We start from the raw sequence: 20,610 nt of genomic DNA, 5'->3' as shown, positions 1-20,610 counted from the left end.
TGCAACCTGTTGCACGATGCGAGTCTGTTTAGGCGCATGTGAGGTTGGCTCTATGTCCGAAACCGGTCGCCGTGCTACAACCTGCTACATGCCTGAACGGTCTGAACGGGGAGTCGCGTACAACTTCTGGCTACGCGTGAAGACTGAACAGGCCACACGCGGCTGGAACGACGTCGAACTGCAACGCCAGTCGGGCATCCCGCGCGGCACCACCGACCGCCTGAAGGTCGGGAAGCGACCCCCTCAGCCGCGGATCGTCAACGCCCTGGCGGACGCCCTCGGCATCGACCGAGACGAAGCGCTCAGCCTTGCCCGGATCACTCCGCCCGGCACCGGCCCAACCGCGGTATCTGCGCGCGAGGCGATTGAGCAGGACCCCATGTTCAACGAGGACCAGCGCGAGACCATGCTGCGCCTGCTGGACATGATCGAGCAGGCGAACCAAGCCGGCCGGCAGGCTGGCTAGCTAGTCCTTCTCGGTCTGCATTGCGCGCCCCAGCACGTCCAGCACCGCGTCATCGGCATCAGGTAGGAGCCCGCCGTAGATCTCGCTCGTCGTGCTGGCCTGCTCGTGGCCTAGGCGCCGGGAGACCACCAGCAGTGGGACGCCGGCCGACAGAAGCCACGCCGCCGACGTATGCCGTAGGTCGTGCGGGGTGCACCACCGACGCAGCACCCCTGGGCAGTCGCACGCCGCGACAGCGTTCGGGTTCGGACCCGAGTGAGGCAGGCACCGGGTCGTTCCCGGCTTCACCCGCGCCCCGCACGGCGTGCCGTCCTTCTTCTCGCCGCCATAGTCCCGGCACCGGCCACGAGCACCCTCGAGCGGCTGGCCCCGGTCGGGGGCAGGGTGGTTAGGACACTGCATCGCGGCCCGCAGCCCTCGCCGCCACACCTGCTTGTAGAAGTTGCTGTAGTCCAGTTCGGTACCGCTGGCCGTGCGGAACAGTAGCGTGCCCTTCGGCTGGCCAGCCGCCAACGGCATCACCGCGTCATACAGGTTCCGGGTCACCCGTAGATCCCGCCGGGACCGCCCCTTCGTCACCCCCAGGTAGCGAGGGGAGCCCGGGGCACCACGCTTCCACGCCCGCCACAGTCGGATCTTCGGGTCGCTCTTCGCCGTTGGCGCGACCACATGCTCGACCGCGACCGCGGTCGCCTCCGACCAGCGCGCCGACGTTCCAACTAGGAAGTCGAGGAAGGGCCACCACTTTGCGTCGAAGCCGGCCCGGAGCAGGGCGAACTCCTCGTGGGTGAGGTACACCGGCTCGTGCTGGTCGACGTCGTCCTCAGCCACTTGATCTCGAACGAAATCGGTCTGCCCGCACGGGTTCGACCGGATGACCTCCTGCCGCACGGCAGCCTCGAGCGCCGAGTGGAGCAGCGAATACCGACGGGTGATCGTCTTGTTGTGCGCGCCACTGGCGCGCTGGGCATTGACCCAGGCGCCGATGTCGAGTCCAGTAATTTGATCAATCGGCGTGTCACCCAGGCCGACCTTCGCGTCACCCAATGGCGGGTAGATATGGTTGATGAGTTGCGCCCGATAGTCTGCGCGTACGCGTTCGGTTATTCGGGTCTTCGCCGGAAGCCACTTCTGGCACCATTCCCGAAACGTCATTGCCGTGGAATCGGAAACGGTGTCTGCTTCCTCGAGTATTTCGCGATAGACCTTGTCGGCGTCGATTTTGTGGCGGTGCGCCTCGGCAAGGTCTTTTGCTTGCTCTGCGTACGATTTTGCGGGCCATGTGGTGTACTGCTTGTCACCGTTGTATCGCCAGACAACCCGCCAGGAGTCCCCGCGCTGCTCGATGCTCGCCACGAGGGGACAGGGTATGTCCCCAGGGGGACAAGAGCCACCCGCTGACCGGGCCGAACGACGACGGGGCGTGTTCAGCGCACATGGCAAATCGGAACGAATGCGGACACTGGCAGGTCATGAATGGAACGGACAGCCCTCTCTTAATCCGCGGGTTCGGGGTTCGAGTCCCTGGCGGCGCACCAACGATCAAGGCTCTGAGCTGGGATTTCAAACCAGATCAGAGCCTTTTTCATGTTTTGGGTTCGGGGCCGGGCGCTCGGTGGGTGCTCGGGAGCGGGTGCGTGATTCCGCCCGGTATGTCCTATCTTCTGTCGGCGTTCCGATCCTGTCGTTGGTGACGCAGGGTAGTTGGATTCGTTGGTGTGCGGGTCGCGCCATGGGGCCGTCGAGGCCGTCGGTAGTGCCCGTTCTGGCGTCTGGGGTGGCCCGTGTGGGCGTGGTGGGCGGTTGTTTTGAAGATCAAATGGCCGTCGTCGTTTTGTTTCTTTTACTACTTTCGTCTTCGTCTCTTTGGCTGATCTGTTGAACAATGATCATGGAAAACCTCTGACAAAGCCCGATTGGGAGATGCGGGGGTTTTGTGGAGCCGCCGGGGCTGCCTGTGGTGGCTGTTCCGGTGGCGTGATCCGCCGGGGCGCCGGTATTCGGGGTTGAGTCCATCGCCCGGGGCGGCGACTACAGAACGTGTTTGCCTGTGGAGGTCCGTAGGCGGTCGGTGGATCATTGGTGGATGGGGGATCGGGCCGTCTCGCGCCGGCTGACGTCGCGGCAGTGGCGGGTCCTGTCGTTCCTGGCGTTGCACGGGACCGCGACGACGGTCGAGGTGGCGGTGGCCGTCGGGGTGCCCCGGTTGACCGCACACCGGGACCTGACACGGCTGCACGGCGCCGAGTTGGTCGAGCGGCGACGGTCCGACGAGGACCGTACCCACACCTGGTGGTACGGCGTCACCGCCGAAGGCACCGATCTGGTGGGCCGGGACCTGGCGGCGTCGGGGCGGCCGGTGCCGTTGCAACTGGGACGGCGGCGTTGGAACGAGGCGGACGGGCTGTTGTTCCTGCCGTTGATCGAGACGTCGCGGCGGAACCCCGGCCGGTGCGAGCTGTTCGGGTGGTTGACCACGATGGACACGTCGGTGTGGCTGCGGGGGCACGGCCTGGCGCATCTGCGCGCCGACGGATTCGGGGTGTGGTTGGAGGACGGGCGCTGTCTGCGGTTCCTGGTCCACGTCGACAACGCCCGGATCAGTGGCCTGTTGAGCGAGGAGGAGCAGCGTACGGCCGGCCTGGAGGTGTTGCTGGCCGGGTAGCGCCGAACCGACCCGGCGGTACCCGTGGGCGCGGTCCTGGTCGTCGCCCGCGACACCGACCACGAGGAGCACCTTCTCGAGGACCTGGCCCGTCGTCCGGTCCGGGCGCCGATCGCCACCAGCAACATGGACCTGTTGGGCCGGCAGTGGCCGAACGAGGCGGTGTGGCGGGTGCCGGGCGAGGCCGGCACCCGTCGGCGCCTGATCGATCTCGCGCCCTGAGCGTCTGCTCGGCCGCCTTTGACGGCTACGCCTGCTCGGCCGCCTGCCGGATGACCTTGATGGAGTCGCTGGGGTTGAGGGCGGCTTGTTGAAGTTGCTCGTAGGCGAGGACGAAGCGTTTGCTGTGTGGGGTTTCGACGTAGATGCGGCCGGCGAGGTTGTCGAGGTATCCGACCTCCGGGTACGGGTCCGGCATCAGGAACAACTCGAACGGCCCCCAGGCCCGGGCGGCGATGTTCACCTCGGACCGGATGACCTGGATGTTGATCCGGGTCCTTTGGGCGAGGGCCGCGACGTGCGCCAGCTGTTCGCGCATCAGGTCGGGCTCGGGCGTCTTCACGTGGAGGGCGGCTTCGTCGATGACGACGTTGAGGCGGTTGGTGCGGGCCTCGAACGCCCGCTGCCGGGCGATGAGCTTGTCCACGAGTCGGCCCTGGTGTTCGGTGCGCTTCTTCGTCCGTTCCCGCAGTTGGATCACGTGCGCGGTGTAGGCGGGGGTCTGGAGCAGGTCGGGGAGGAGGTGGGTGGCGTAGATGTTGATGCTGGTGGCGTGTTCTTCGAGCCAGTCGTGGTCGACGTAGCCGCGGTTGTGGCGTTCGTCGGCGTAGTCGAGGTCCCACTCCCCGGTGCGCCAGCACTCCTCGGACAGCTTCAGGATGCGTGCGCGGCGGTCGGGGTCGTCGACGCCGTAGATGTCGAGCAGGGCCATCACGTCGTCGCGCTTGAAGGGCCATTCCGCCCGCTCGTACCGGGCCAGCGCCGAATGGTCGCGGTTCAGGTACTCGGTGGCCTCCTTGAGCGTGACACCGCGTTCGCGGCGTAACTCGCGCATGAGGTAGCCGAGCCACTGGGCGCGCAGGGTCTTGCGGACGGGTTCCTTGAACGGCACGGGGGCGTCACCCTTCGTTTCGGCGGTATGCGGCTATCGACTTGTTGCTTGGAAGGCCGGACCGGCGACGGGAAGCGAGGTAGGCCGGCATCGCCGGCCCGGCTGCGTTCAAGGAAATCGGTTTGGGCGATGGGAACCCACGGCGTGTGTGGTGTGGTTGTGAGGCATCTGTGGGGCATCGGGCGTCACGGCCTGCGGGTAGGGCGGACGGGCCGCTACCGTGGGAACCCTGACGCACTTCCCGAAGGGGCTCCACCGATGGGCAGCAAGCGGGTCCGGTTCGCTCAACGCCGTAAGGCGGCCGGTTTGAGTCAGGAGAAGCTTGCCGAGCGGTTGATGGTCGAGCGGTCCACGGTCGTGCGGTGGGAGAGCGGAGCCACCGAGCCGCAGCCGTGGATCAGGCCGGCGCTCGCCGCCGCCCTGAACGTGACCGCCGACGAGTTGCAGACGCTTCTCGACGAGACGGTAGTCGCAGCCGTTCCAGCCGTCAGCCGCGACGGCGGAGCAGCCCTTCTGACCTCACCGGCAGCGACAGTCGACGGCCAGGACGCTGAGATGGCGGCGATCGAGCTGGCGCGCCGGATCGAGGCGAGCGACGTCAGCGACAGCACCCTCGGCCGGCTCGAACAGGTCGCCGATCAGATGGCCATGGCCTACGCCCGGACGCCGCCCAAGGAGCTGCTGCCACAGGTACGGCGGCACCTGGCGTACGTCAGCGCTCTCGTTGACGCCCGGATGACCCTCACCCATCGTCGTCAACTGCTTGTCACCGGCGGGTGGCTTGCCCTGCTTGCCGCGACGCTGCACATCGACCTACGACAGGGGGATGCGGCGCGGGCCTGGCTCAGGACCGCCGAGCAGATGGCCGGCCAGGCGGGGCACGCCGAGATCGCCGCCTGGTGCCTGGAGACCAGAGCGTGGGAACTGCTCACCGCCGGCGGCTACCGGGAAGCGCTGGAACTGTCGCAGCGGGCGCAGGCTGTCGCCCCGGTCGGCTCTTCGGCGTTGATCCAGGCAACCGCGCAGGAGGGCAGGGCCTGGGCACGAATGGGCGCGGCATCGGAAACACGTAGCTCCCTGGCGCGCGTCGACCGTCTCGTCAGTAACCTGCCGACGCCCGACAACCCCGAACACCACTACCGCTACGACCCGGCGAAAGCGGTCAGCTACACCGCGACCACGCTGTCATGGGTAGGCGACTCGGCCGCCGAAGGCTTCGCCAGAATCGCGATCCGCGAACTGGAATCCGAGCCCGGCGGTGTATCCCGGCCCCGACGGGTCGCCTCGGCCCGGCTCGACCTCGGACTTGCACTGCTCGCCGCCGGCCGACCCGACGAGGCCAGCTCCGAGGCTCTTGCCGCGGTGACCTCCGGCAGGATCGTGCCATCGAACTGGTGGCGCGCCGTCGAGGTGTTCCAGGGCGTCACACAGGCCGGGATTCCAGAGGCCACCGACCTCCGGGACGCGTTCGAGGCACACCGACCGAAACGCTCCAAGGATTCCGTTGCCTGACAAGGCCGCCGTTCGCGACTATGTGTGGCGGCGCCTTTCTTGATCCTGTCAGCCGCTACCGGGGACCTCTACACCCCGTCTTCGAAGAGCCGCATTACCGCGACCTGGCGAACATCGTCGTCCATTCCGATCTCGATGCCGCTCGCGACGGTCCTTCCGTGCGGTGGCCAGCAGCGGGGGCGTCATGTGAGCAGGCGACGGCGGTAGCCCTCGGCCACCGCCGAGGCTCGATCACGAACGCCGAGTTTGTCGTAGATGTGTTGCAGATGGGTCTTGATGCTGGCTTCGCCGATGAACAACGCTGTAGCGGCCTCTCGATTCGAGTTGCCGTTCGCGACCAATTGCAGTACCTGCTTCTCTCGATCGGTCAGTGTGCCGGCGCCGGGCCTCCGAACCTGCCCCATGAGGTGCTGCGTCACCGACGGTGCGAGCACCGACTCTCCACGCGCGGCTGCACGGACGGCTCGCATCAGTTCGTCGGGCAGAGCGTCCTTCAGGAGATATCCGATCGCACCCGCCTCGATCGCCGGCAGTACGTCGCTCTCGCTGTCGAAGGTGGTCAGGATCAGCACCCGGACACTCGGGGCCTGCTCGCACAGGGCCGCGGTCGCGGCGACGCCGTCCATCACGGGCATTCGAAGGTCCATGAGTACGACATCGGCTGCCAGCAGCTTCGCACGTTCGATGCCCTCGGCGCCGTCCCCGGCCTCACCGACCACAACGATGTCCTCGGCGTCCGCGAAGGTGTCGCGAAGACCGCCCCTCACGATCGGATGGTCGTCGACGATTACCAGTCGAATCATCGGTCGGTCTCCCCCTTTGCTCTGGTGCCCCCGGGGGCGATCGCCGGAACGCGCGCACTGACGGATGTCCCTTCACCCGGTGCGCTCTGCACCACGACGTGACCGCCGACCCCTCTGATGCGTTGGCGCATGCTCGTCAGGCCGAAGCCGGTGCCGACGCCTTTCGCGAACCCGCGTCCATCATCCCGCACGTCCAACAGCACCTCGGTGCCCGTGTACGACAGCGTGACACCGACGCGCGAGGCATCCGCGTGCTTCGCCACGTTGGTCAGCGACTCCTGCGCGACCCGGAAGAGCGACACCTCGATCGCCGGGCTCAGTGGCTCTCGGGTGCCGGTGACCTCCACCTGCGCGCTGATTCCCTGGTCCTCCGACCATTGCTCGGTCAACGTACGCAGCGCGTCGGGGAGGTGCGCTCGTCCGAGTTCCCGGGGAGCGAGCGCCTGCACGGACCGTCTGGCCTCGGTCAGACTGCTGCGCGCGAGCCGAAGTGCACGCGCAACGTGTTCTTCCGTCTCGCCCTGCACACTCGCGGAACGCTCCGCTGCCTGGAGCTGTGTGATGATGCCAGCGAGACCCTGGGCCAGCGTGTCGTGGATTTCACTGGCCAGTCGCTGCCGCTCGTCCTGCGCCCCGGATTCGCGGGCCTGGGCGACCAGTTGCGCATGGAGCCCGGCGTTCTCGTGCAGTGCCGCCTCGAGTCGCTCGACGAGTTCCTCCCGCTTGCGTTCCTCTGGTTCGCTGCGCGCCGTCAGCAGGATGCCCACCCCGATCGCCGCAGTCTGCACGGAGACGATCAGGATGAACTCCGCGAGCCTGTCCGGGGTCGGGTCGGCCCACACGCGCATCGCCGAGCCGTTGAGGGCAACGGAGGTGGCCAGGACTCCGAGTACCCCCAACGGCCAGGGCCTGAGCAGGTACGCGTGGAAGAAGCCCGTAATGGTGAAGACGAGGAAGATATCGGAGTACGTCATGAGGGTGACGCTCAGCGCCAGCAGCCCGACGAAGAAGATGCCCGCCGACACGGGCCGGAGCGTCCTTCTCTTGATGGGCAACGTGTGACCGAATAGCACCCACAGCACCGAGACCGCGACCAGCCCGAGGACGGATAGGCCCTCGGGCCTGAAGCGCTCACCGGAGGCCGGAAGCGCCCACGAGAAGTAGATAGCCGTCGAGATCGTCAGCAGCAGCCACGGTGTGATCAACTGCAGAAGGTCCCAGACCCGCAGCTGCTCCTCTTTCCAGGCCAACCGGGAGCGATTCGCGAATTCCGCCTCTTCCGCGATGGCAGATTCGTGCGTCCCGAAGCTCGGGCGCTCACCGGCCCCGGCATCCCGCATCATCGACATCTACTCCCAGCGGAAGAGCTTAGCGGCGACCGCGCTCGCGGTCACCGCGATACCCGCCATAACGGCAATCTGCAGCCAGAAGGGCTGCCCGCCGGCGGTGGCGGTGACCTCGCCCGCTTCGGCGGACCACGCCGCGGTGAGAGCCTGCAGCCCGGGCGGTATGACTTCGCCGACCTCGCGCAGCACGTCGGGCATGAGGGCACGGGGCAGGAAGGCTCCGCCGAAGAACATCAGCGCAACGAACAGGAGGGTACCGACCTGGTTCGCGGCACTGCTCGTGCGGACCACGGCCGCGGAGATCATGCCGAGCCCGAGCAGTGCCGCATAGCCGACGATGAAGGCGACGACGAACTCCAGGGGGCGCTCGGGCGGCGCGATATCCAGCACCGCCCACGCGAGGAAGGTCATGAGTGCCGCGGAGACGACCACGGAGGCGAACGCGACAATCATCTGCGCGAGCAGGACACTCCGCGGATGCGCGGGAGTGGTCGACAGCCTGCGCAGGATGCCGCGCTCACGATACGTCGCGATCACCGCCGGGACGTGCTGCACGGCGATCATCACCATCCCGAACACCAGTGCGGTCGGCGCCCAGATGTCGATGGCCCGGAGCGCGCCGGTTTCCGGCGACGACTCTCTGAGCGCCGGGATGGCACCCAGCCCGAGCAGGAGTCCCGCCGGGAACAGCACACCGAAGACGACGGTGGCAGAGTCTCGAAGGAAGAGTCTCGTCTCGACCTTGACCATCTTCCGGAAAGCACGCATCAGGCAACGCTCCTCTTGGCGGGTTCCGGGAACTCGGGAGCGCGTCCCGTAAAGGCCACGAACGCGTCGTCGAGGCTGCGCTGGTCGACGCGGAGATCCTCCGCCACGACCTGCGCCCTGGCGAGAGCCCCTGCGACGCTGCTCAGAAGCTGTCCCCTGCCGGTGACCAGCCAGCGGCCCTCGGTGATCTCGACATTGGTCACGTCGGGAAGCTCGGTCAGGACACGCTTGTCCAGCGGTTGACTCACGCGGAACCGGACCTGCTGCACCGCACTCGACTGCGCAATCAGCCCTGCGGGCGTATCCACTGCGGCAACCCGGCCACCATCGATGACGGCGATCCGGTCGCTGAGGCGCTCCGCTTCATCCATGAAGTGCGTGACAAGGAGGATCGTGACGCCTGTGTCACGAACCCGCTCAATGAGGCTCCAGGTGTCGCGCCTCGCCTGCGGGTCCAGTCCCGTCGTGAGCTCGTCCAGAATCGCGATTTTCGGATTGCCGACCAGAGCGAGCGCGATGGAAAGCCGCTGCTTCTGCCCGCCTGAGAGGGCCTGGTACTTCGTGTTGCGTTTCTCGGTGAGACCAAGGAGTTCCATGAGCTCGCGCCAGTCGGCGGGGTTCCGGTAGAAGGAACTGTAGAGCTCGAGGGCTTCGGCGACTTTGATCGCGTCTGGGAAGCTGCTCTCCTGCAGTTGCACGCCGAGTCGCTCACGCACCTCCGCCCGGTCCTTGATCGGGTCGAGTCCCAGCACAGAGATCGAGCCCGAGTCGGGCGTTCGCAGGCCGGCGATGGTCTCGACGGTTGTCGTCTTGCCGGCGCCATTGGGCCCGATGATGCCGAAGACCTCCCCCTCCTCAACGGTGAAGGAGACGTCGTCGACGGCAACGTGCTGCCCGTAGCGCTTGTGCAGATTTCGTACCTCCAACGCGGTCATACTGCGAAGTTACGGACGCACCGCACCTCGCCAGATCGACCGCAGCGTCTGAGCTCGGGTTGATTCGCGCCTCCACCGATCGGTGGATCTACAGCACCTCTGCGGCAGCCAGTGCGGCCACCTGCTCCAGGGGGATGTCCCCTTCGAGGTTCAGTGGGTATTCGATGGCCACGTCTGCCGTTCCTTGAGCTCGCCTGACGAACTCTGCTTGTCTCGACGAGTCCGGGCTGGCATCATTCCGGCCATGATCGACAGAATCGAGTCCTCCGTCCGCCGGTGAGCGTGACGACCGAGCCTGGATCGCTCGGAGCCCAGCCCACTCTGTTCGCGCACGCTCTGCGCCTACACCAGCAAGATCCTGACAGTGCCTTGCCGCGTGATGGCGAGCCGTATCCGGACAACGCGCTCCACCACAGCCGGCGGCGACCGCAGACCCGGAACGATCGGCGACTCGACGGCGCCGACGTGGCCGCCATTCTCGACAGGCATTTCGGTAACGCCGACGCGGGACCGAGCGAACTCACCGACGCGTTCCACGACGTCTATGTTCCGATTCACCCAAACACGCACATTGCCGCCGCCGCGTTCCGCGCGGACCGGCAACGGGTGCGGCAGACCGGTCGGTGGCTGGTGCGGCACGGCACCGAGCGATGCGACGTTACCGTCGGCCTGGCACTGCTCGCCACGGACCGGGCCGAGGAAGACATCCCGCTGATCCAGACCATCGGCCTGCTGTCGGAGAGATTCGGGCCGTTGGCCGCCGAGGCGCTGCAGCGGCGTCGCGGGGGCGGGCCGGCGTTGTTGTGGCTGGCCCAGCGTGTTGCCGGCTGGGGCCGGGTCTACGTCGTGGAGGCGCTCTGTCGACGGAGCGACGATGCCTCGCGTCGGTGGCTGCTGCGTCACGCCTGCGACGGCGACTTCCTCAACGGCTACTACGCCGGCCAGGTCGCGACCGCGGCTCACCTGCACGAAGCGATCGTGGGTGCAGAGGTCGACGATGCCCTGGTCGACCACACCGGCCGACTGTTGAAGACCATGGCGGACTGCGGTGGCATGGGCATGACCCTCGAGCGGTATCCGCCGGCGCCGATCGTCCTGGCCGCGCACGCGGCGCACCTTGCCCGGCAGGCGCCGACCGTTCACAGGTACGTCGATGCCGCGGTCATCGCCGACCATCTGGCGGGCAAGGCTCCGCAGCGATGTGGGTGCACCACCGAACAACGTGACCACATCGTGCGGCAGTACCTGGCGGTGCTCGACCGGCCGGACTGGTGTGACACGGTCCGCGCGGGTCTCGACTCGGAGCGCGCGTTCTTCGCCTGGTTCGCCGACAACGTCGCCGCACGGCTACGCCTACGAGCGTTCACCGACCCGACAGGTGACGACCGATGAACCCCGATGTCGTGCAGCGCCTGGTCGAGGCGGTGCGGGCCGGTGACGAGGCGGCTGTCGGGCAGGCGCTGGCTGACGGCGCTGATCCGAATGCCATGGTTGGCCGGATCCAATGGTCGGTGCTGGCCGACGCCGCCCGCAACGGCCAGCTGGGAATCGTGGCCCGGCTGGTGGACGCTGGCGCCCGCGTCGGACCCGCCGATCCCTACGACGCGTCGCCGCTGCGTGCCGCAGTGCGCGAGACGCACCTGGACGTGGTGCGGTTCCTCGTCGCCCACGGGGCGCTGGCGGCGGAGCCCGCCGCCAGGTCGAGTGTGCTGACCGACGCTGTGTCCCGTACGTGGTTCAGCCCGGGTCCGTCCGCTCTTGCGGCGCTGCGGCTGCTGCTGGAGGCAGGGGCACGACCAGGACCTGACGAGGAGGCGCCTCTGATCGCCGCGGTGATGCGGTCCGTCGCACCCGCGGTACTGCGTCTCCTGCTCGCGTATGGTGCGGACGCCAACCAGCGGCGTTCCGACGGCACGCCGGCAATCGTCGTGGCGGCCCGGCGGGGCGATCACGCCGCGGTGGACGTACTTCTGCGGGCCGGCGCCGACGTGGATGCCCGTGACGGGCAGGGGCGTACGGCATTGATGCACGCGGTCGAACGCAACGAACGACAGGTCATCGCCGCCCTCCTGCTGGCCGGCGCCGCCGTCAACGCGGTCAGCGTCGACGGCATGTCCGCGCTGCGGCTGGCCCGTGGCTGGCAGCGTCAGAACGTCCAGTTCATGCTGGGCGAACGTCACGTAGGCCTGGACGACGTGCCGATCAACCGCACCACGATTCGGATCGCCGCGACCGGTGTTCGACTCGCCGGCGACCTACAGATGCTTCATCTGTTGGCAAGCGTCATCGTCATCGCCCTCGACGACCTCGGCGACGACGAGTGGGAGACCCGGACAGGCGCCGACGCCGAGACGGCGCGGGCCTTCGCCGATCGGCTGCGTAACGAGATCATGCCGGCGGACAACGCATCCTGGCACCAACTGGATGCCACCGCAGCCGAACTCGCCGCAGCACGCTCGGCTCTGGTCGAACTCGCCTACGGCACCACGAGCAGCATGCCGGCCGGCACGAGCAGGCTGGAGATCATCGACCTGCTTGAAGAACTCGATCGACAACGGCGTCAATAGGAGTGCTTTGCAAGTTGAGACGAGGTGCTGGGGATGGGACAGCTCAGCTCCAGGGCCGGATCTGAGCTTGGAGCGACCGGTTCATTCGTCGAGCCAGGACAGGTCCGGGGCGGGACGCTCGTTCAGTGCTCCGTTTCGAATCTGCCAGGTGTCGGCTCGTCCCTGTTCGTCCGTGACCAGGAACAGGCCGGTGGGGCGGTCGCCGTCATCGTCGATCGGCGGCATCGCGGCCATCTCGGCGATCTGCTCGCGTAGCCAGGGAAGTTCGGGCTGTCGGATGTCGCCGCCGTAGAACAGGTACAACGTCCAGTTGAACGGCGCTGACGGGAAGGCCCAGCCGCCGGAGTAGAGGGGGTGGCGGTTCCGATCGATGATCTTCTCGGCGGTTGTCCGCTGTTCGAAGGCGATCTGGAGCCAGCCGCGAACGAATGCGTACGTCGCCATGGTCTGCGCTCCAGGGATAGGAAGGATCGTTCAGCGGGATGGGTTGTCGACGTCGGGCGGGTGGGAGGTCCGTGCGCGGTCCCGGGTGGCGCCGATCAGCTTTCCGGTGAGCCCGGCGAGGCCGGCGGCGCCGAGTGCGTCGTGTGCCTGTCGGACGGTCATGAGCAGCGGTGTGGCGCGGTCGAGGACCACGCCTTCACGGGCGAGTACGTAGTAGAGCGCGAGCATGGCCGCTCGTGCGTTGCCGTCGTCGAACGGGTGGAAGAACGCCACGTCGAGGTAGACGCGGGCGGCTCTCGACGGCAGGGGCGGTTCGTCGTCGGTCGCCTCGGCCAGGCACTGTTCGAACAGTTCGGGAAGATCCGACCGCCAGTAGTAGCGTTCGCGGCCGCCTTTGGCGGAGGCGGGACTGGTACGGAATTTTGCCTCGGGTACGCCGAGCACGGTGCGCTGCCAGCGGGCCAGGCGCGCGAAGGTGAGCGGGCCGCCGTCGACCGCTTCCTGTCGTACCTCGGCGAGTGCGGCGGACAGTTCGGTGCCACCGTCCACGCGCTGGGCGACGTACTCGGCGATCCCGTCGCGGTCGCCGCGGACCGGGCCGGAGACCGGCCCGGACGCGGTGCGCCAGTCGACGCGTTCCCGGATCCTGTGCCACGCGCTCAGGTCGTCGTCGGGCGGCGAGTCCTTACGGCGTCGGGATTGCCGGGCCCAGCTCGGCAGGTTCGTCGCCCGTGGGGAGGGCCAGTCCTGCGGCCAGGTGTCCGGCCAGTCGTCGCCCGGCTGGCGTCCCCGACTGAACGGATCGGCCGGCCCATGCGCGACGACCTCTTGCGCGAGTCGCCCGGCGACGTCGGCGACCTCAGTGACGGAGGGCTCCACCCAGCTGTGGAAGCGTCCACCGATGGCGTGGGTGATCAGCGTCGAGTGCTGCTCCGGCGGCAAGCCGGCGAAGGTCAGGAACCAGGTGAGGACCTGCTCGCAGTGGTTGTACCAACCGCTTTCGCCGCGCGTGCGGTCCACGGTCGCGGTCACGAGCTGGCCGACGGCGACCTCCCAGCCGACGACGAGGTCGTCCGGCTGCGCGGAATCGAGCAACGGCCGGAACCGCTCGAACCGCTCGGCCAGGTCCTCCAGCCAGCCCCGCCAGTCGACCAATGATGCGGCGACGAGGGCCAGGGTCTCGTCCGGAGACGAGATGGAGTCGGAGGCGCAGCACCATCCGTCGACCGGCCCACCGTCGTGGTCTCCCTCGCCGGTTCCCCAACACCAGCCACAGGCCCAGCGTCCGTAACGGGTGGCGAGGGCGTGGGTCACCGTCTCACGCCACTTGTCGGCCTCGTCTTTGCCGACCAACTCGTAACCGGCCCACACCAGAGGGGGAGGTACCGGCGGCGCGAGGGAACGCACGACGTGAAGGGCCTCGTCGGCGTCGAACGGATGCCGCGCCGGGTCGACATCTGCCCAGGAGAGCAGGCGCGGATGGATCAGTTGCCGAGAGTCGTGCGTTGTCATCGGCAAGCATCCTGCCACTGCGGCCGGCATCGTTCGCTTCTGATTCCAGTCGATCACCCTGAATGGATCGAGCAGGACGCATCGGTGCGCCAGGGAGCACTGGTCCTTGTCGTTGCGGGCGTGGTCCCTGATCGATGGTCATGTGTAGCGTGCGATGTAGTTGTGGGCGCGCTGCCATGGAAGGTGCGCGAACTGGTGGGGTAGCCGACAGTTGTGTTCGGCGCAGAACGTTTCCAGGTCGGACTGGATGATCAGGTTCTCCGACTGGTACGCCTGGCGCAGTTCGGAGGCCAGGGTCCAGCCGCAGTGGTCGAACGCCCAGAGTCCGTCGGTGACGTAGACGTGGTGGCAGTGCGCTTCGCCGGGCCTTCGTAGGCCATGGATCTCGTACCCGCTGTCGGGATTGGTCTGTAGGAAGGCCCAGGCCAGGATGTGGCAGGCGCCGGCTGCGAAGAACGCCTGGTCGTCGCGCTGCCACGACAGCAGTTGGTCGGCGCGCTCGGCGTCGGTGCGCCGGAAGCGGTCGGCGGGTTCGTACCGTGAGTGCCAGGGGTGGCGGTGGGTGTAGGTCCGCCATTCGGGGCATGTCGGAGAACAGTTGGGGCAGGCGCCGGCCTGGGCGAGAGCTTGCCGCAGTCCGTCCGGCGTGTTCGGGTGGTGGGCGATCAGGTCACGGACGCTGGAGGGACGGGTGTCGAACGGATCCTGGTGGTCGCGGGCCATCCGCTCGAGGGCGTGGGCCGGTGTCCGCGGGTGGAGCAGGGCGATCCACCGGACGATCCGGTCGGAGTCCCGGGTCAGCAGGTCCAGTGCGTTCGCCGGGGTGTTGTGGTTGAGTGCCGTCCATACCCGTACCGGCCGGATCTCGTCGGCGGCCAGTTCCCGCAACCGGCCGGCGGACGTCGTCGTGGACCTCGCTTCGAGGACGCGGCGGTACCCGGCCATCCGTTCGGCGTACCCGCGGATGATGCGCTCGCTCACGCCACCATCATCGTGGAGGTCGGCCGAGTTGGTTGCCCTGGCGTGGCTGCCGTGCTCGGCTTGTCGATGTGTCTCCGACCATCCCGCGATCCGCGCCCAACGTGCGCGATGGCACGGGGCTCACGGGCTTTCGAGAGCCGGGAGAAGGTCGGTGGTCAACCATTTCGGTGGATCGGCGATCGCGTCGATGACGGCGTGAAGGCGCTGGAGCAGATCGGTGTGTGCAGCCCAGAAATCGGGGCCGATGCGGAGCACGGCGCGTAACAGGTCGCCCTCGTACATGTCGCCCTCGGCCATGGGGTCGTTCTGTAGTAGGTCGAGCGCTATCGGAACGAGGTGTGAGAGCCCAACCCGCTGCGATATGAGCAGCCGGAGATCTTCGACGGTGAGCTCACCAATCGGCTTCCTGCGGAGTTCATGTGCGGTCGCCACCAGCCGGGTGGCCCCGTCGGGCGCCTCACCCCAGTGGTGACCTTCGAGGTCCTCCAGCGAACGGGTCGGATCGACAGTCGCCACCGGCCCTCCTTGAGGTCTGCCCGGCCGCCGAGGGGCTGGTCGAGACTCGTTCAGTGCCGACTCGCCCAGGTAGCCGACGTCCGCTGAGCCGGGCACGACTCGGACGTGGTAGCCCCAGTGTCGGAGGGCCTGTGCCATCTTCGCGCTGCCGGCCGGGTTGGCGGAGTGGATGTTGATGACGCCGATGTCGTACCGGTGTCCTTCGAAGGCGGCCCGTTCCAGGATCTCCACGACGGGCCAGATCGTGTCGTCCTCGCCGAGGTCGTGATCGAGCCACAACTCGTCCAGCCGTTGGTCCCGGTAGCGGCCGAGGAGTGCGGCCCCGGCTGCACTGGTGCGGGCCACCTCGGCGCGCCGGCCGTCGACGAACGAGCGTAGATCGTCGATGAGGATGATCCTGGGGCTGGCGGCGGTCACCGAATCATGATGCCTCGCGTCTCCGGAGTGCCATGACGGGCGTACCGAAACCATGGGCCTCGCCGCCGGAGTCCAAATGAAGGTCATCTCCAACCGGCTACGCCACTCCAGCCCACACTTCACCGCCAAGTACTACGGCGGGGCTGGCGTACGGGCTGCCGGCCGGGAAGCTCGCCCCGGTCAAGGGCGGCGAGGTACTCGACTTCGGCGGCTACACGGTCGAGGTGGTCAGCTCGCTGCACAGCCGCAACGGCTCGTGGTTGCTGGCCTTCCCCGGCGTACGGGTCAGCCAGCCGCCGAGGCCGGAGAAGATCTCCGACCTGCCCGAGGGCGACACCCTGGCGTACCAACTCCGGGTGGCCGGCGGCCCGTCGGTGTTCTTCATGGGGGCGAGCGACCTCAACGAGCGCAACCTGGCCGGGTTGGCCCCCGACGTGGCGATGGTGGCCTCCGCCGCGACCACCTCGATCGCCGACTACGTGCCCCGGCTGATGGCCGCGCTGGACTACCCGAAGGTCGTGGTGCCGGTGCACTGGGACAACTTCGAGACCCGGCTGACCAACCCGCCGGCGGTGGCGGAGAGTGACCGCAAGCGCCTCAACGACCTGGTCGCCGCGGTGCGGAGGGTGTCGCCGCGCAGCCGGGTGCTGATGCCCGAGTACCACACCGCGTACCGCTTCTGACCTGCGCCGGCCGGGCCCGGTGCAGGGCCCCGCCGGTCAGCCGGCGGCCAGGTCGCGTGGGGCCAACACCGACTTCCAGTTCTGCGTGGAGGCGCTCACCCCGCTTGCGCGTGGTTCAATCCCTCTGCTGCAGAGATCGAGGCTGCCGGGTTCCGTCTTGTTCCGGAGGGGCCGATGATTCCAGAACATGCATTCGGCATTCAGAGATTAACGAATGCTCCCTTCTGCGCGGGACACTCGTCAACTCGAGTGTATGAAAGGATGTGATGCTGGATGGCTGACGTGCAGAGTATGCAGTCAGTTCTGGATGGCTTAATATCGCGGCTTCATCCCGGCCTGGGCGGTGATGCTCTCGGTGAGATCCTGAACAGGCTGGTGTGGTTGACTGACGATAACGGGGCTGACGTGATCGCTGTCTGCCGTGGGTGGCTGAAGAGCGGCGACCGTCGTCGGGTTGAAGCGGCTTTGAGTATCGAAGAGGGATGGCTCTATGAGGGGCGGGATGATCTGCGAACCAATTTGTTGGAGGTCGGATCGCAGTGGCCCCATTTGATGACGCGAGTTGAGGAAATTTTATGCTTGCACGATAGTCAATTTGGGCGCTGAGGTCGGTGCGGGGGGAGTGATGGCCCGCATGGATGCGGCTGCTGGCACGGCCGACACCAAAATGCTGATGCATCCGGCCAAAGCCCCGGCTGTGGTGCAGTCGAGTAACCATGTCCCGGTCGCCGTCGTCGACTTCCACGGGCGGCTCGGGATCGAGCGCGCTCGACAGTCATCGGAGGCGAGACGATGGGCGGACGCGGCCAGGAGGTGAGGGACAAGGCGCTCGAGGCAGGAGCAGACCGCGTCGATGCCGCCAGGCGCCTCGGCAACGAGACCCTCGACAGGGCCAAATCGGCGACGGGCAAGCTCTCCGCTGGGACTGGATCAGTGAGTCTCATGCGAGGGGCGGGTTTCGAGGCTGGCCCCGCTGGCCGACGCGGGCGGCAGTGGGCGGCAGTGGGCCGGTGGGGCGATGCTCCCGGGCCGCCTTCGGTACACTTACCTCACCCCTTAAGTAATGTGGTGAGGAAGGTGGCGGCGACATGGGTGCCCGCAAGCCCAGCACGGTACGCGATCTGCGGCGCGGAAACCGGGCCGAGCTGCTTTCCGCGATCTACTTCGACGGCCCGGTGAGCCGTCACGAACTCATCCGGGCGACCGGCCTGAGCAGTGCCAGCGTCAGCAACGTGACCAGCGAGCTGATCGAGTCCGGTGCGGTGGTCGAGGCGGGGGCGGTCGACTCCGAGGGTGGGCGGCCTCGCATCCTGTTGCGGGCCAATCCGGCCCGGGGTTGCGTGGTCGGCGTGAGTGTCGGGCCGCGGCGGCTGCTGGCCGGGGCATTCGACCTCACGTTGCGGGAACGGTCCCGGGTCACGGTGCCGCTCGCCCCCGGTGACCAGCGGCCGGACGAGGTGGTCCGGCGGCTGCTCGACGCCGTCGCCGAGGTGCTCGCCGACGCGGCCATTGATCCGGCTGCTGTGCTCGGGCTCGGGGTGGGCGTGTCCGGGGTCGTCGAGCACGGGCCGGATCCGTTGGTCAGCGACCAGACGATGGGCTGGTCGCGGCTGCCGCTGGAGCGGTTGCTGCGGGCCGGTACCGACCTGCCGCTCTTCATCGACAACGGCGCCAAGAACATGGGTCGGGCGGAGATGTGGTTCGGTGCCGGCCGGGGCGCCCAGCAGGCGGTGATCGCCCTGGTCAGCTCCGGTGTCGGCGCGGCGATCGTGACGAACGGTGTGATCTACCAGGGGGCGAGCAGCAGCGCCGGCGAGTGGGGTCACATGAAGGTCGAGGTCGGTGGTCGGCGCTGCCGCTGCGGCGCGCGCGGTTGCCTCGAGGCGTACGTCGGTGCCGAGGCGGTGGTCGAGCGTTACCACCAGTTGGCCGGGATCCGGCCTGAGCCGACGCTCGACGAGCAGGCGTTGTTGCGCCAGATCGTCGCCGAGGCGGGCGCCACGGGGGCGCCCAACTCCGAGGTGGCCCGGCGGGTGCTCGACGAGACCGCGGTCTATCTGGGTGTCGGGGTGGCCAATCTGATCAACCTGGTCAACCCGGAACGGATCATCGTCGGTGGATGGGCCGGCCTGCTGCTCGGTGACGTCCTGTTGCCGCAGTTGCGTGAGGCGGCCCGGGAGAACGCCTTGCGGACGCCGTTCGGCCACACCACGATCGACCTGGCGCTGCTCGGCGCCGACGCCGCGATCGTGGGTGCGGCCACCCTGCCGGTGGCCGAGTTTTTGCGTACCGGGGGAGTGGCGCGTGAGGTCTCCGGCCAGGCGCCGCCGCCGCGCCGGGCCGTGCCGGCCGGGGACGGACCCGTTTCTCCGCGGACGCCGTATCCGGTCTGATCCGTCCGGCCAGACCGACCATCCGCCCTGTTCGGCGGGCCTTTCCGACCTGACCGCCCGGCCGCATCCGCGGCCGGGCGGTTGCGTTCGGTGGCAGTTCGGGGACGTTTTCGATCTCTTGACAGCCTTCTTTCTCGCGAGTTAAATCATGTCGTGTCTTAAGTAGAAAACTTGCGAAGGGGCTGGTGGGACGTGCGGAGAACACGTGTGGCGGCGGCGGTCGTGACCGCCTTCGCGTTGGTCACCGGTACGGCGGCGTGTGGCGGTGGGGGATCGGGCGCCGACAGCGACACGATCGAACTGTGGCTGATGGGCGACAAGGCGAAGGCGATGGACACCGTCAGCACGGCCTTCACCGCCGAGACCGGCATCAAGGTCAAGGTCCAGTCGATTCCGTGGAAGAACGCGCGGGACAAGATGTCCACGGCCATCGCCTCGGGGGACGGACCCGACGTGGTCCAGGTCGGACACTCGTTCCTCGCGGAGTTCGCGGACGCCGGTGCCCTGCTCGACCTCTCCGACAAGGTCGCCGGCACGCCGGAACTCGCCGCCGCCAACTTCTTTCCGGCCTCGGCCGAGACCATGCAGGTCGGCGGCAAGGTGGTCAGCGTCCCGTGGATCGCGGACACCCGGGTGCTGTTCTACCGCACCGACGTGCTGCAGGAGGCGGGATATCCGCAGGCGCCGGCCACCTGGGACGAGCTGAAGGGCACGGCGACCAAGCTGGCCGCGCGTGGTGACGGCAACTACGGCATCGGGCTCAACACCGACGACCAGTTCCTGCCGATCATCCTGACCTGGCAGGCCGGGGGCGAGGTGGCGCAGGGCGACCGGGCGACCTTCGACACCGCGCCGTTCCGCCGGGCGGTCGAGTTCGAGCGGAGCTTCTTCACCGCCGGGCTGACCCCGAAGAAGGCACAGCCGGACGCGGACATGGTGCAGGGCTTCAAAACCGGCAAGATCCCGATGTTCGTCAGCGGGCCGTACATGGCCACGTTGCTGGGCAACCAGGCCCCGGAACTGGCCGGCAAGTGGGCGGTCGCCCCGATGCCGAAAGACCGGACCGGTACGTCGCTGATGGCGGGATCGAACCTGGCGATCTTCAGCGAGTCGGAGAAGGCGGACGAGTCGGTCCAACTGATGGCCTACCTGAGCCGCAAGCAGACCCAGGAGCAGTGGTTCCAGGCGACCAACGACCTCCCCGCCCGGCAGGACTCGCTGGAGGCGCTCGGTTCCGGCGGGGATGCGAACCTCGCCGTCTACTACCGGCAGATGAGCGATGCCAAGATCGTTCCGCAGATCAAGGCGTGGGGTGCCGTCGCTCCGGAGATGGTCCGGTTGATGCAGCAGGTGTGCGTCGGCGACAACCAGCCGGAGTCGGCCATCACCGGCTTCGCCGCCAAGGCCGGCGAACTGACCGGCGCCGGCTAGCCGCCACCGGCCGACCCCGGTCACCCCGCCGACCCGGGCACCCTCCCGTGGCCGGGCCGA

General features: G+C 67.8%; 19 protein-coding genes and 2 pseudogenes. 10 read left to right on the top strand and 11 right to left on the bottom strand.

The features are described 5' to 3' along the window. Nucleotides 1–88 precede the first annotated feature (88 nt). Nucleotides 89–466 carry a helix-turn-helix domain-containing protein gene (locus Prubr_RS05530; protein ID WP_212822267.1) on the top strand — a complete coding sequence of 126 codons (378 nt, stop codon included), beginning with the start codon at nt 89–91 and terminating at the stop codon, nt 464–466. Here Prubr_RS05530 and Prubr_RS05525 read toward each other — a convergent pair whose 3' ends face one another. After that, nucleotides 467–1,822: a tyrosine-type recombinase/integrase gene (locus Prubr_RS05525; protein ID WP_212822264.1), complete on the bottom strand. Its 1,356-nt coding sequence runs from the start codon at nt 1,820–1,822 to the stop codon at nt 467–469. It lies immediately after the preceding gene. Between the two features lie 730 nt (nt 1,823–2,552). Between Prubr_RS05525 and Prubr_RS05520 the strand changes: the two genes are divergently transcribed. Together Prubr_RS05520 and Prubr_RS05515 are read left to right on the top strand one after the other, a co-directional pair. Then, nucleotides 2,553–3,131, top strand: coding sequence for a MarR family transcriptional regulator (locus Prubr_RS05520; protein WP_212822261.1), 579 nt, complete (start codon nt 2,553–2,555; stop codon nt 3,129–3,131). Nucleotides 3,132–3,155: 24 nt separating this feature from the next. Then, nucleotides 3,156–3,353, top strand: coding sequence for a hypothetical protein (locus tag Prubr_RS05515; RefSeq protein WP_212822260.1), 198 nt, complete (start codon nt 3,156–3,158; stop codon nt 3,351–3,353). A gap of 25 nt (nt 3,354–3,378) precedes the next feature. Here Prubr_RS05515 and Prubr_RS05510 read toward each other — a convergent pair whose 3' ends face one another. Beyond that, a complete protein-coding gene (locus Prubr_RS05510; protein ID WP_212822259.1) occupies nt 3,379–4,242 on the bottom strand; it encodes a helix-turn-helix domain-containing protein in 864 nt (287 codons plus the stop codon). A gap of 27 nt (nt 4,243–4,269) precedes the next feature. On the opposite strand from Prubr_RS05510, the gene Prubr_RS05505 reads away from it, so the two are divergent. Then, the gene (locus tag Prubr_RS05505; RefSeq protein WP_343221603.1) at nt 4,270–5,754 is read left to right on the top strand and encodes an NsdA family TPR-like regulatory protein; all 1,485 of its coding nucleotides are present in this window, start codon (nt 4,270–4,272) and stop codon (nt 5,752–5,754) included. A gap of 182 nt (nt 5,755–5,936) precedes the next feature. Here Prubr_RS05505 and Prubr_RS05500 read toward each other — a convergent pair whose 3' ends face one another. From Prubr_RS05500 to Prubr_RS05485, 4 genes are read right to left on the bottom strand one after another with little or no spacing between them, the layout of a single operon-like run. Then, nucleotides 5,937–6,557 (bottom strand): response regulator, encoded by a 621-nt coding sequence (locus Prubr_RS05500; protein WP_212822255.1) that lies wholly within the window; start codon nt 6,555–6,557, stop codon nt 5,937–5,939. Beyond that, the gene (locus Prubr_RS05495) at nt 6,554–7,906 is read right to left on the bottom strand and encodes a sensor histidine kinase (protein ID WP_212822254.1); all 1,353 of its coding nucleotides are present in this window, start codon (nt 7,904–7,906) and stop codon (nt 6,554–6,556) included. Before Prubr_RS05495 ends, Prubr_RS05500 begins: the two co-directional genes overlap by 4 nt. Continuing rightward, complete coding sequence (locus Prubr_RS05490) at nt 7,907–8,671, bottom strand: ABC transporter permease (RefSeq protein WP_212822253.1); 765 nt, start codon at nt 8,669–8,671, stop codon at nt 7,907–7,909. Next, nucleotides 8,671–9,606, bottom strand: a complete 936-nt coding sequence (locus Prubr_RS05485; RefSeq protein ID WP_212822251.1) for an ABC transporter ATP-binding protein — start codon at nt 9,604–9,606, stop codon at nt 8,671–8,673. The genes Prubr_RS05490 and Prubr_RS05485 overlap by 1 nt, the downstream gene beginning before the upstream one ends. 465 nt (nt 9,607–10,071) lie before the next feature. Between Prubr_RS05485 and Prubr_RS05480 the strand changes: the two genes are divergently transcribed. Further along, nucleotides 10,072–10,998, top strand: coding sequence for a hypothetical protein (locus Prubr_RS05480; RefSeq protein ID WP_246568354.1), 927 nt, complete (start codon nt 10,072–10,074; stop codon nt 10,996–10,998). Then, on the top strand, nt 10,995–12,173 hold the full coding sequence (locus tag Prubr_RS05475) for an ankyrin repeat domain-containing protein (RefSeq protein WP_212822249.1): 1,179 nt from the start codon (nt 10,995–10,997) through the stop codon (nt 12,171–12,173). Before Prubr_RS05480 ends, Prubr_RS05475 begins: the two co-directional genes overlap by 4 nt. Before the next feature lie 81 nt (nt 12,174–12,254). Here the strand turns inward: Prubr_RS05475 and Prubr_RS05470 are convergent, their stop codons facing one another. The 5 genes and pseudogenes from Prubr_RS05470 to Prubr_RS36690 all read right to left on the bottom strand — a co-directional run. Beyond that, entirely contained in the window at nt 12,255–12,617 is a 363-nt protein-coding gene (locus Prubr_RS05470) for a hypothetical protein (RefSeq protein WP_212822247.1), read from the bottom strand. 30 nt (nt 12,618–12,647) lie between these two features. Continuing rightward, complete coding sequence (locus tag Prubr_RS05465) at nt 12,648–14,129, bottom strand: Fic family protein (RefSeq protein ID WP_212822245.1); 1,482 nt, start codon at nt 14,127–14,129, stop codon at nt 12,648–12,650. A 138-nt stretch (nt 14,130–14,267) separates the two neighbouring features. Beyond that, entirely contained in the window at nt 14,268–15,110 is an 843-nt protein-coding gene (locus Prubr_RS36700) for a hypothetical protein (protein WP_246568352.1), read from the bottom strand. Between the two features lie 120 nt (nt 15,111–15,230). Next, a pseudogene (locus Prubr_RS36695) lies at nt 15,231–15,581 on the bottom strand (contact-dependent growth inhibition system immunity protein); the annotation flags it as partial. 111 nt (nt 15,582–15,692) lie between these two features. Next, nucleotides 15,693–16,043, bottom strand: a pseudogene (locus tag Prubr_RS36690) (cyclic-phosphate processing receiver domain-containing protein); the annotation flags it as partial. A 224-nt stretch (nt 16,044–16,267) separates the two neighbouring features. Here Prubr_RS36690 and Prubr_RS05450 point away from each other — a divergent pair. The 4 genes from Prubr_RS05450 (at nt 16,268) to Prubr_RS05435 (ending at nt 20,550) form a co-directional block, all read left to right on the top strand. After that, nucleotides 16,268–16,726 (top strand): MBL fold metallo-hydrolase, encoded by a 459-nt coding sequence (locus Prubr_RS05450; RefSeq protein WP_246568351.1) that lies wholly within the window; start codon nt 16,268–16,270, stop codon nt 16,724–16,726. Nucleotides 16,727–16,999: 273 nt separating this feature from the next. Beyond that, nucleotides 17,000–17,332 (top strand): hypothetical protein, encoded by a 333-nt coding sequence (locus tag Prubr_RS05445; RefSeq protein WP_212822244.1) that lies wholly within the window; start codon nt 17,000–17,002, stop codon nt 17,330–17,332. 482 nt (nt 17,333–17,814) lie between these two features. Then, nucleotides 17,815–19,119, top strand: a complete 1,305-nt coding sequence (locus Prubr_RS05440; protein ID WP_212822242.1) for an ROK family protein — start codon at nt 17,815–17,817, stop codon at nt 19,117–19,119. A gap of 192 nt (nt 19,120–19,311) precedes the next feature. After that, a complete protein-coding gene (locus Prubr_RS05435; protein ID WP_212822240.1) occupies nt 19,312–20,550 on the top strand; it encodes an extracellular solute-binding protein in 1,239 nt (412 codons plus the stop codon). The last annotated feature ends 60 nt before the right edge of the window (nt 20,551–20,610 follow it).

Source organism: Polymorphospora rubra, assembly GCF_018324255.1.
GTDB classification, from domain to species: Bacteria; Actinomycetota; Actinomycetes; order Mycobacteriales; family Micromonosporaceae; genus Polymorphospora; species Polymorphospora rubra.
The sequence above is the reverse complement of the archived record's forward strand: the minus strand, read 5'-3'. Positions and strand labels throughout refer to the sequence as shown.

Excerpts from the sequence above, each read along its gene's own strand:
- Prubr_RS05485 (WP_212822251.1), bottom strand. The coding sequence starts at position 9,606 with ATGACCGCGTTGGAGGTACGAAATCTGCACAAGCGCTACGGGCAGCAC.
- Prubr_RS05445 (WP_212822244.1), top strand. The coding sequence starts at position 17,000 with ATGGCTGACGTGCAGAGTATGCAGTCAGTTCTGGATGGCTTAATATCG.
- Prubr_RS05500 (WP_212822255.1), bottom strand. The coding sequence starts at position 6,557 with ATGATTCGACTGGTAATCGTCGACGACCATCCGATCGTGAGGGGCGGT.
- Prubr_RS05505 (WP_343221603.1), top strand. The coding sequence starts at position 4,270 with ATGCGGCTATCGACTTGTTGCTTGGAAGGCCGGACCGGCGACGGGAAG.
- Prubr_RS05490 (WP_212822253.1), bottom strand. The coding sequence starts at position 8,671 with ATGCGTGCTTTCCGGAAGATGGTCAAGGTCGAGACGAGACTCTTCCTT.
- Prubr_RS05440 (WP_212822242.1), top strand. The coding sequence starts at position 17,815 with ATGGGTGCCCGCAAGCCCAGCACGGTACGCGATCTGCGGCGCGGAAAC.
- Prubr_RS05530 (WP_212822267.1), top strand. The coding sequence starts at position 89 with ATGCCTGAACGGTCTGAACGGGGAGTCGCGTACAACTTCTGGCTACGC.
- Prubr_RS05470 (WP_212822247.1), bottom strand. The coding sequence starts at position 12,617 with ATGGCGACGTACGCATTCGTTCGCGGCTGGCTCCAGATCGCCTTCGAA.
- Prubr_RS05495 (WP_212822254.1), bottom strand. The coding sequence starts at position 7,906 with ATGTCGATGATGCGGGATGCCGGGGCCGGTGAGCGCCCGAGCTTCGGG.
- Prubr_RS05475 (WP_212822249.1), top strand. The coding sequence starts at position 10,995 with ATGAACCCCGATGTCGTGCAGCGCCTGGTCGAGGCGGTGCGGGCCGGT.
- Prubr_RS05465 (WP_212822245.1), bottom strand. The coding sequence starts at position 14,129 with ATGACAACGCACGACTCTCGGCAACTGATCCATCCGCGCCTGCTCTCC.
- Prubr_RS05520 (WP_212822261.1), top strand. The coding sequence starts at position 2,553 with ATGGGGGATCGGGCCGTCTCGCGCCGGCTGACGTCGCGGCAGTGGCGG.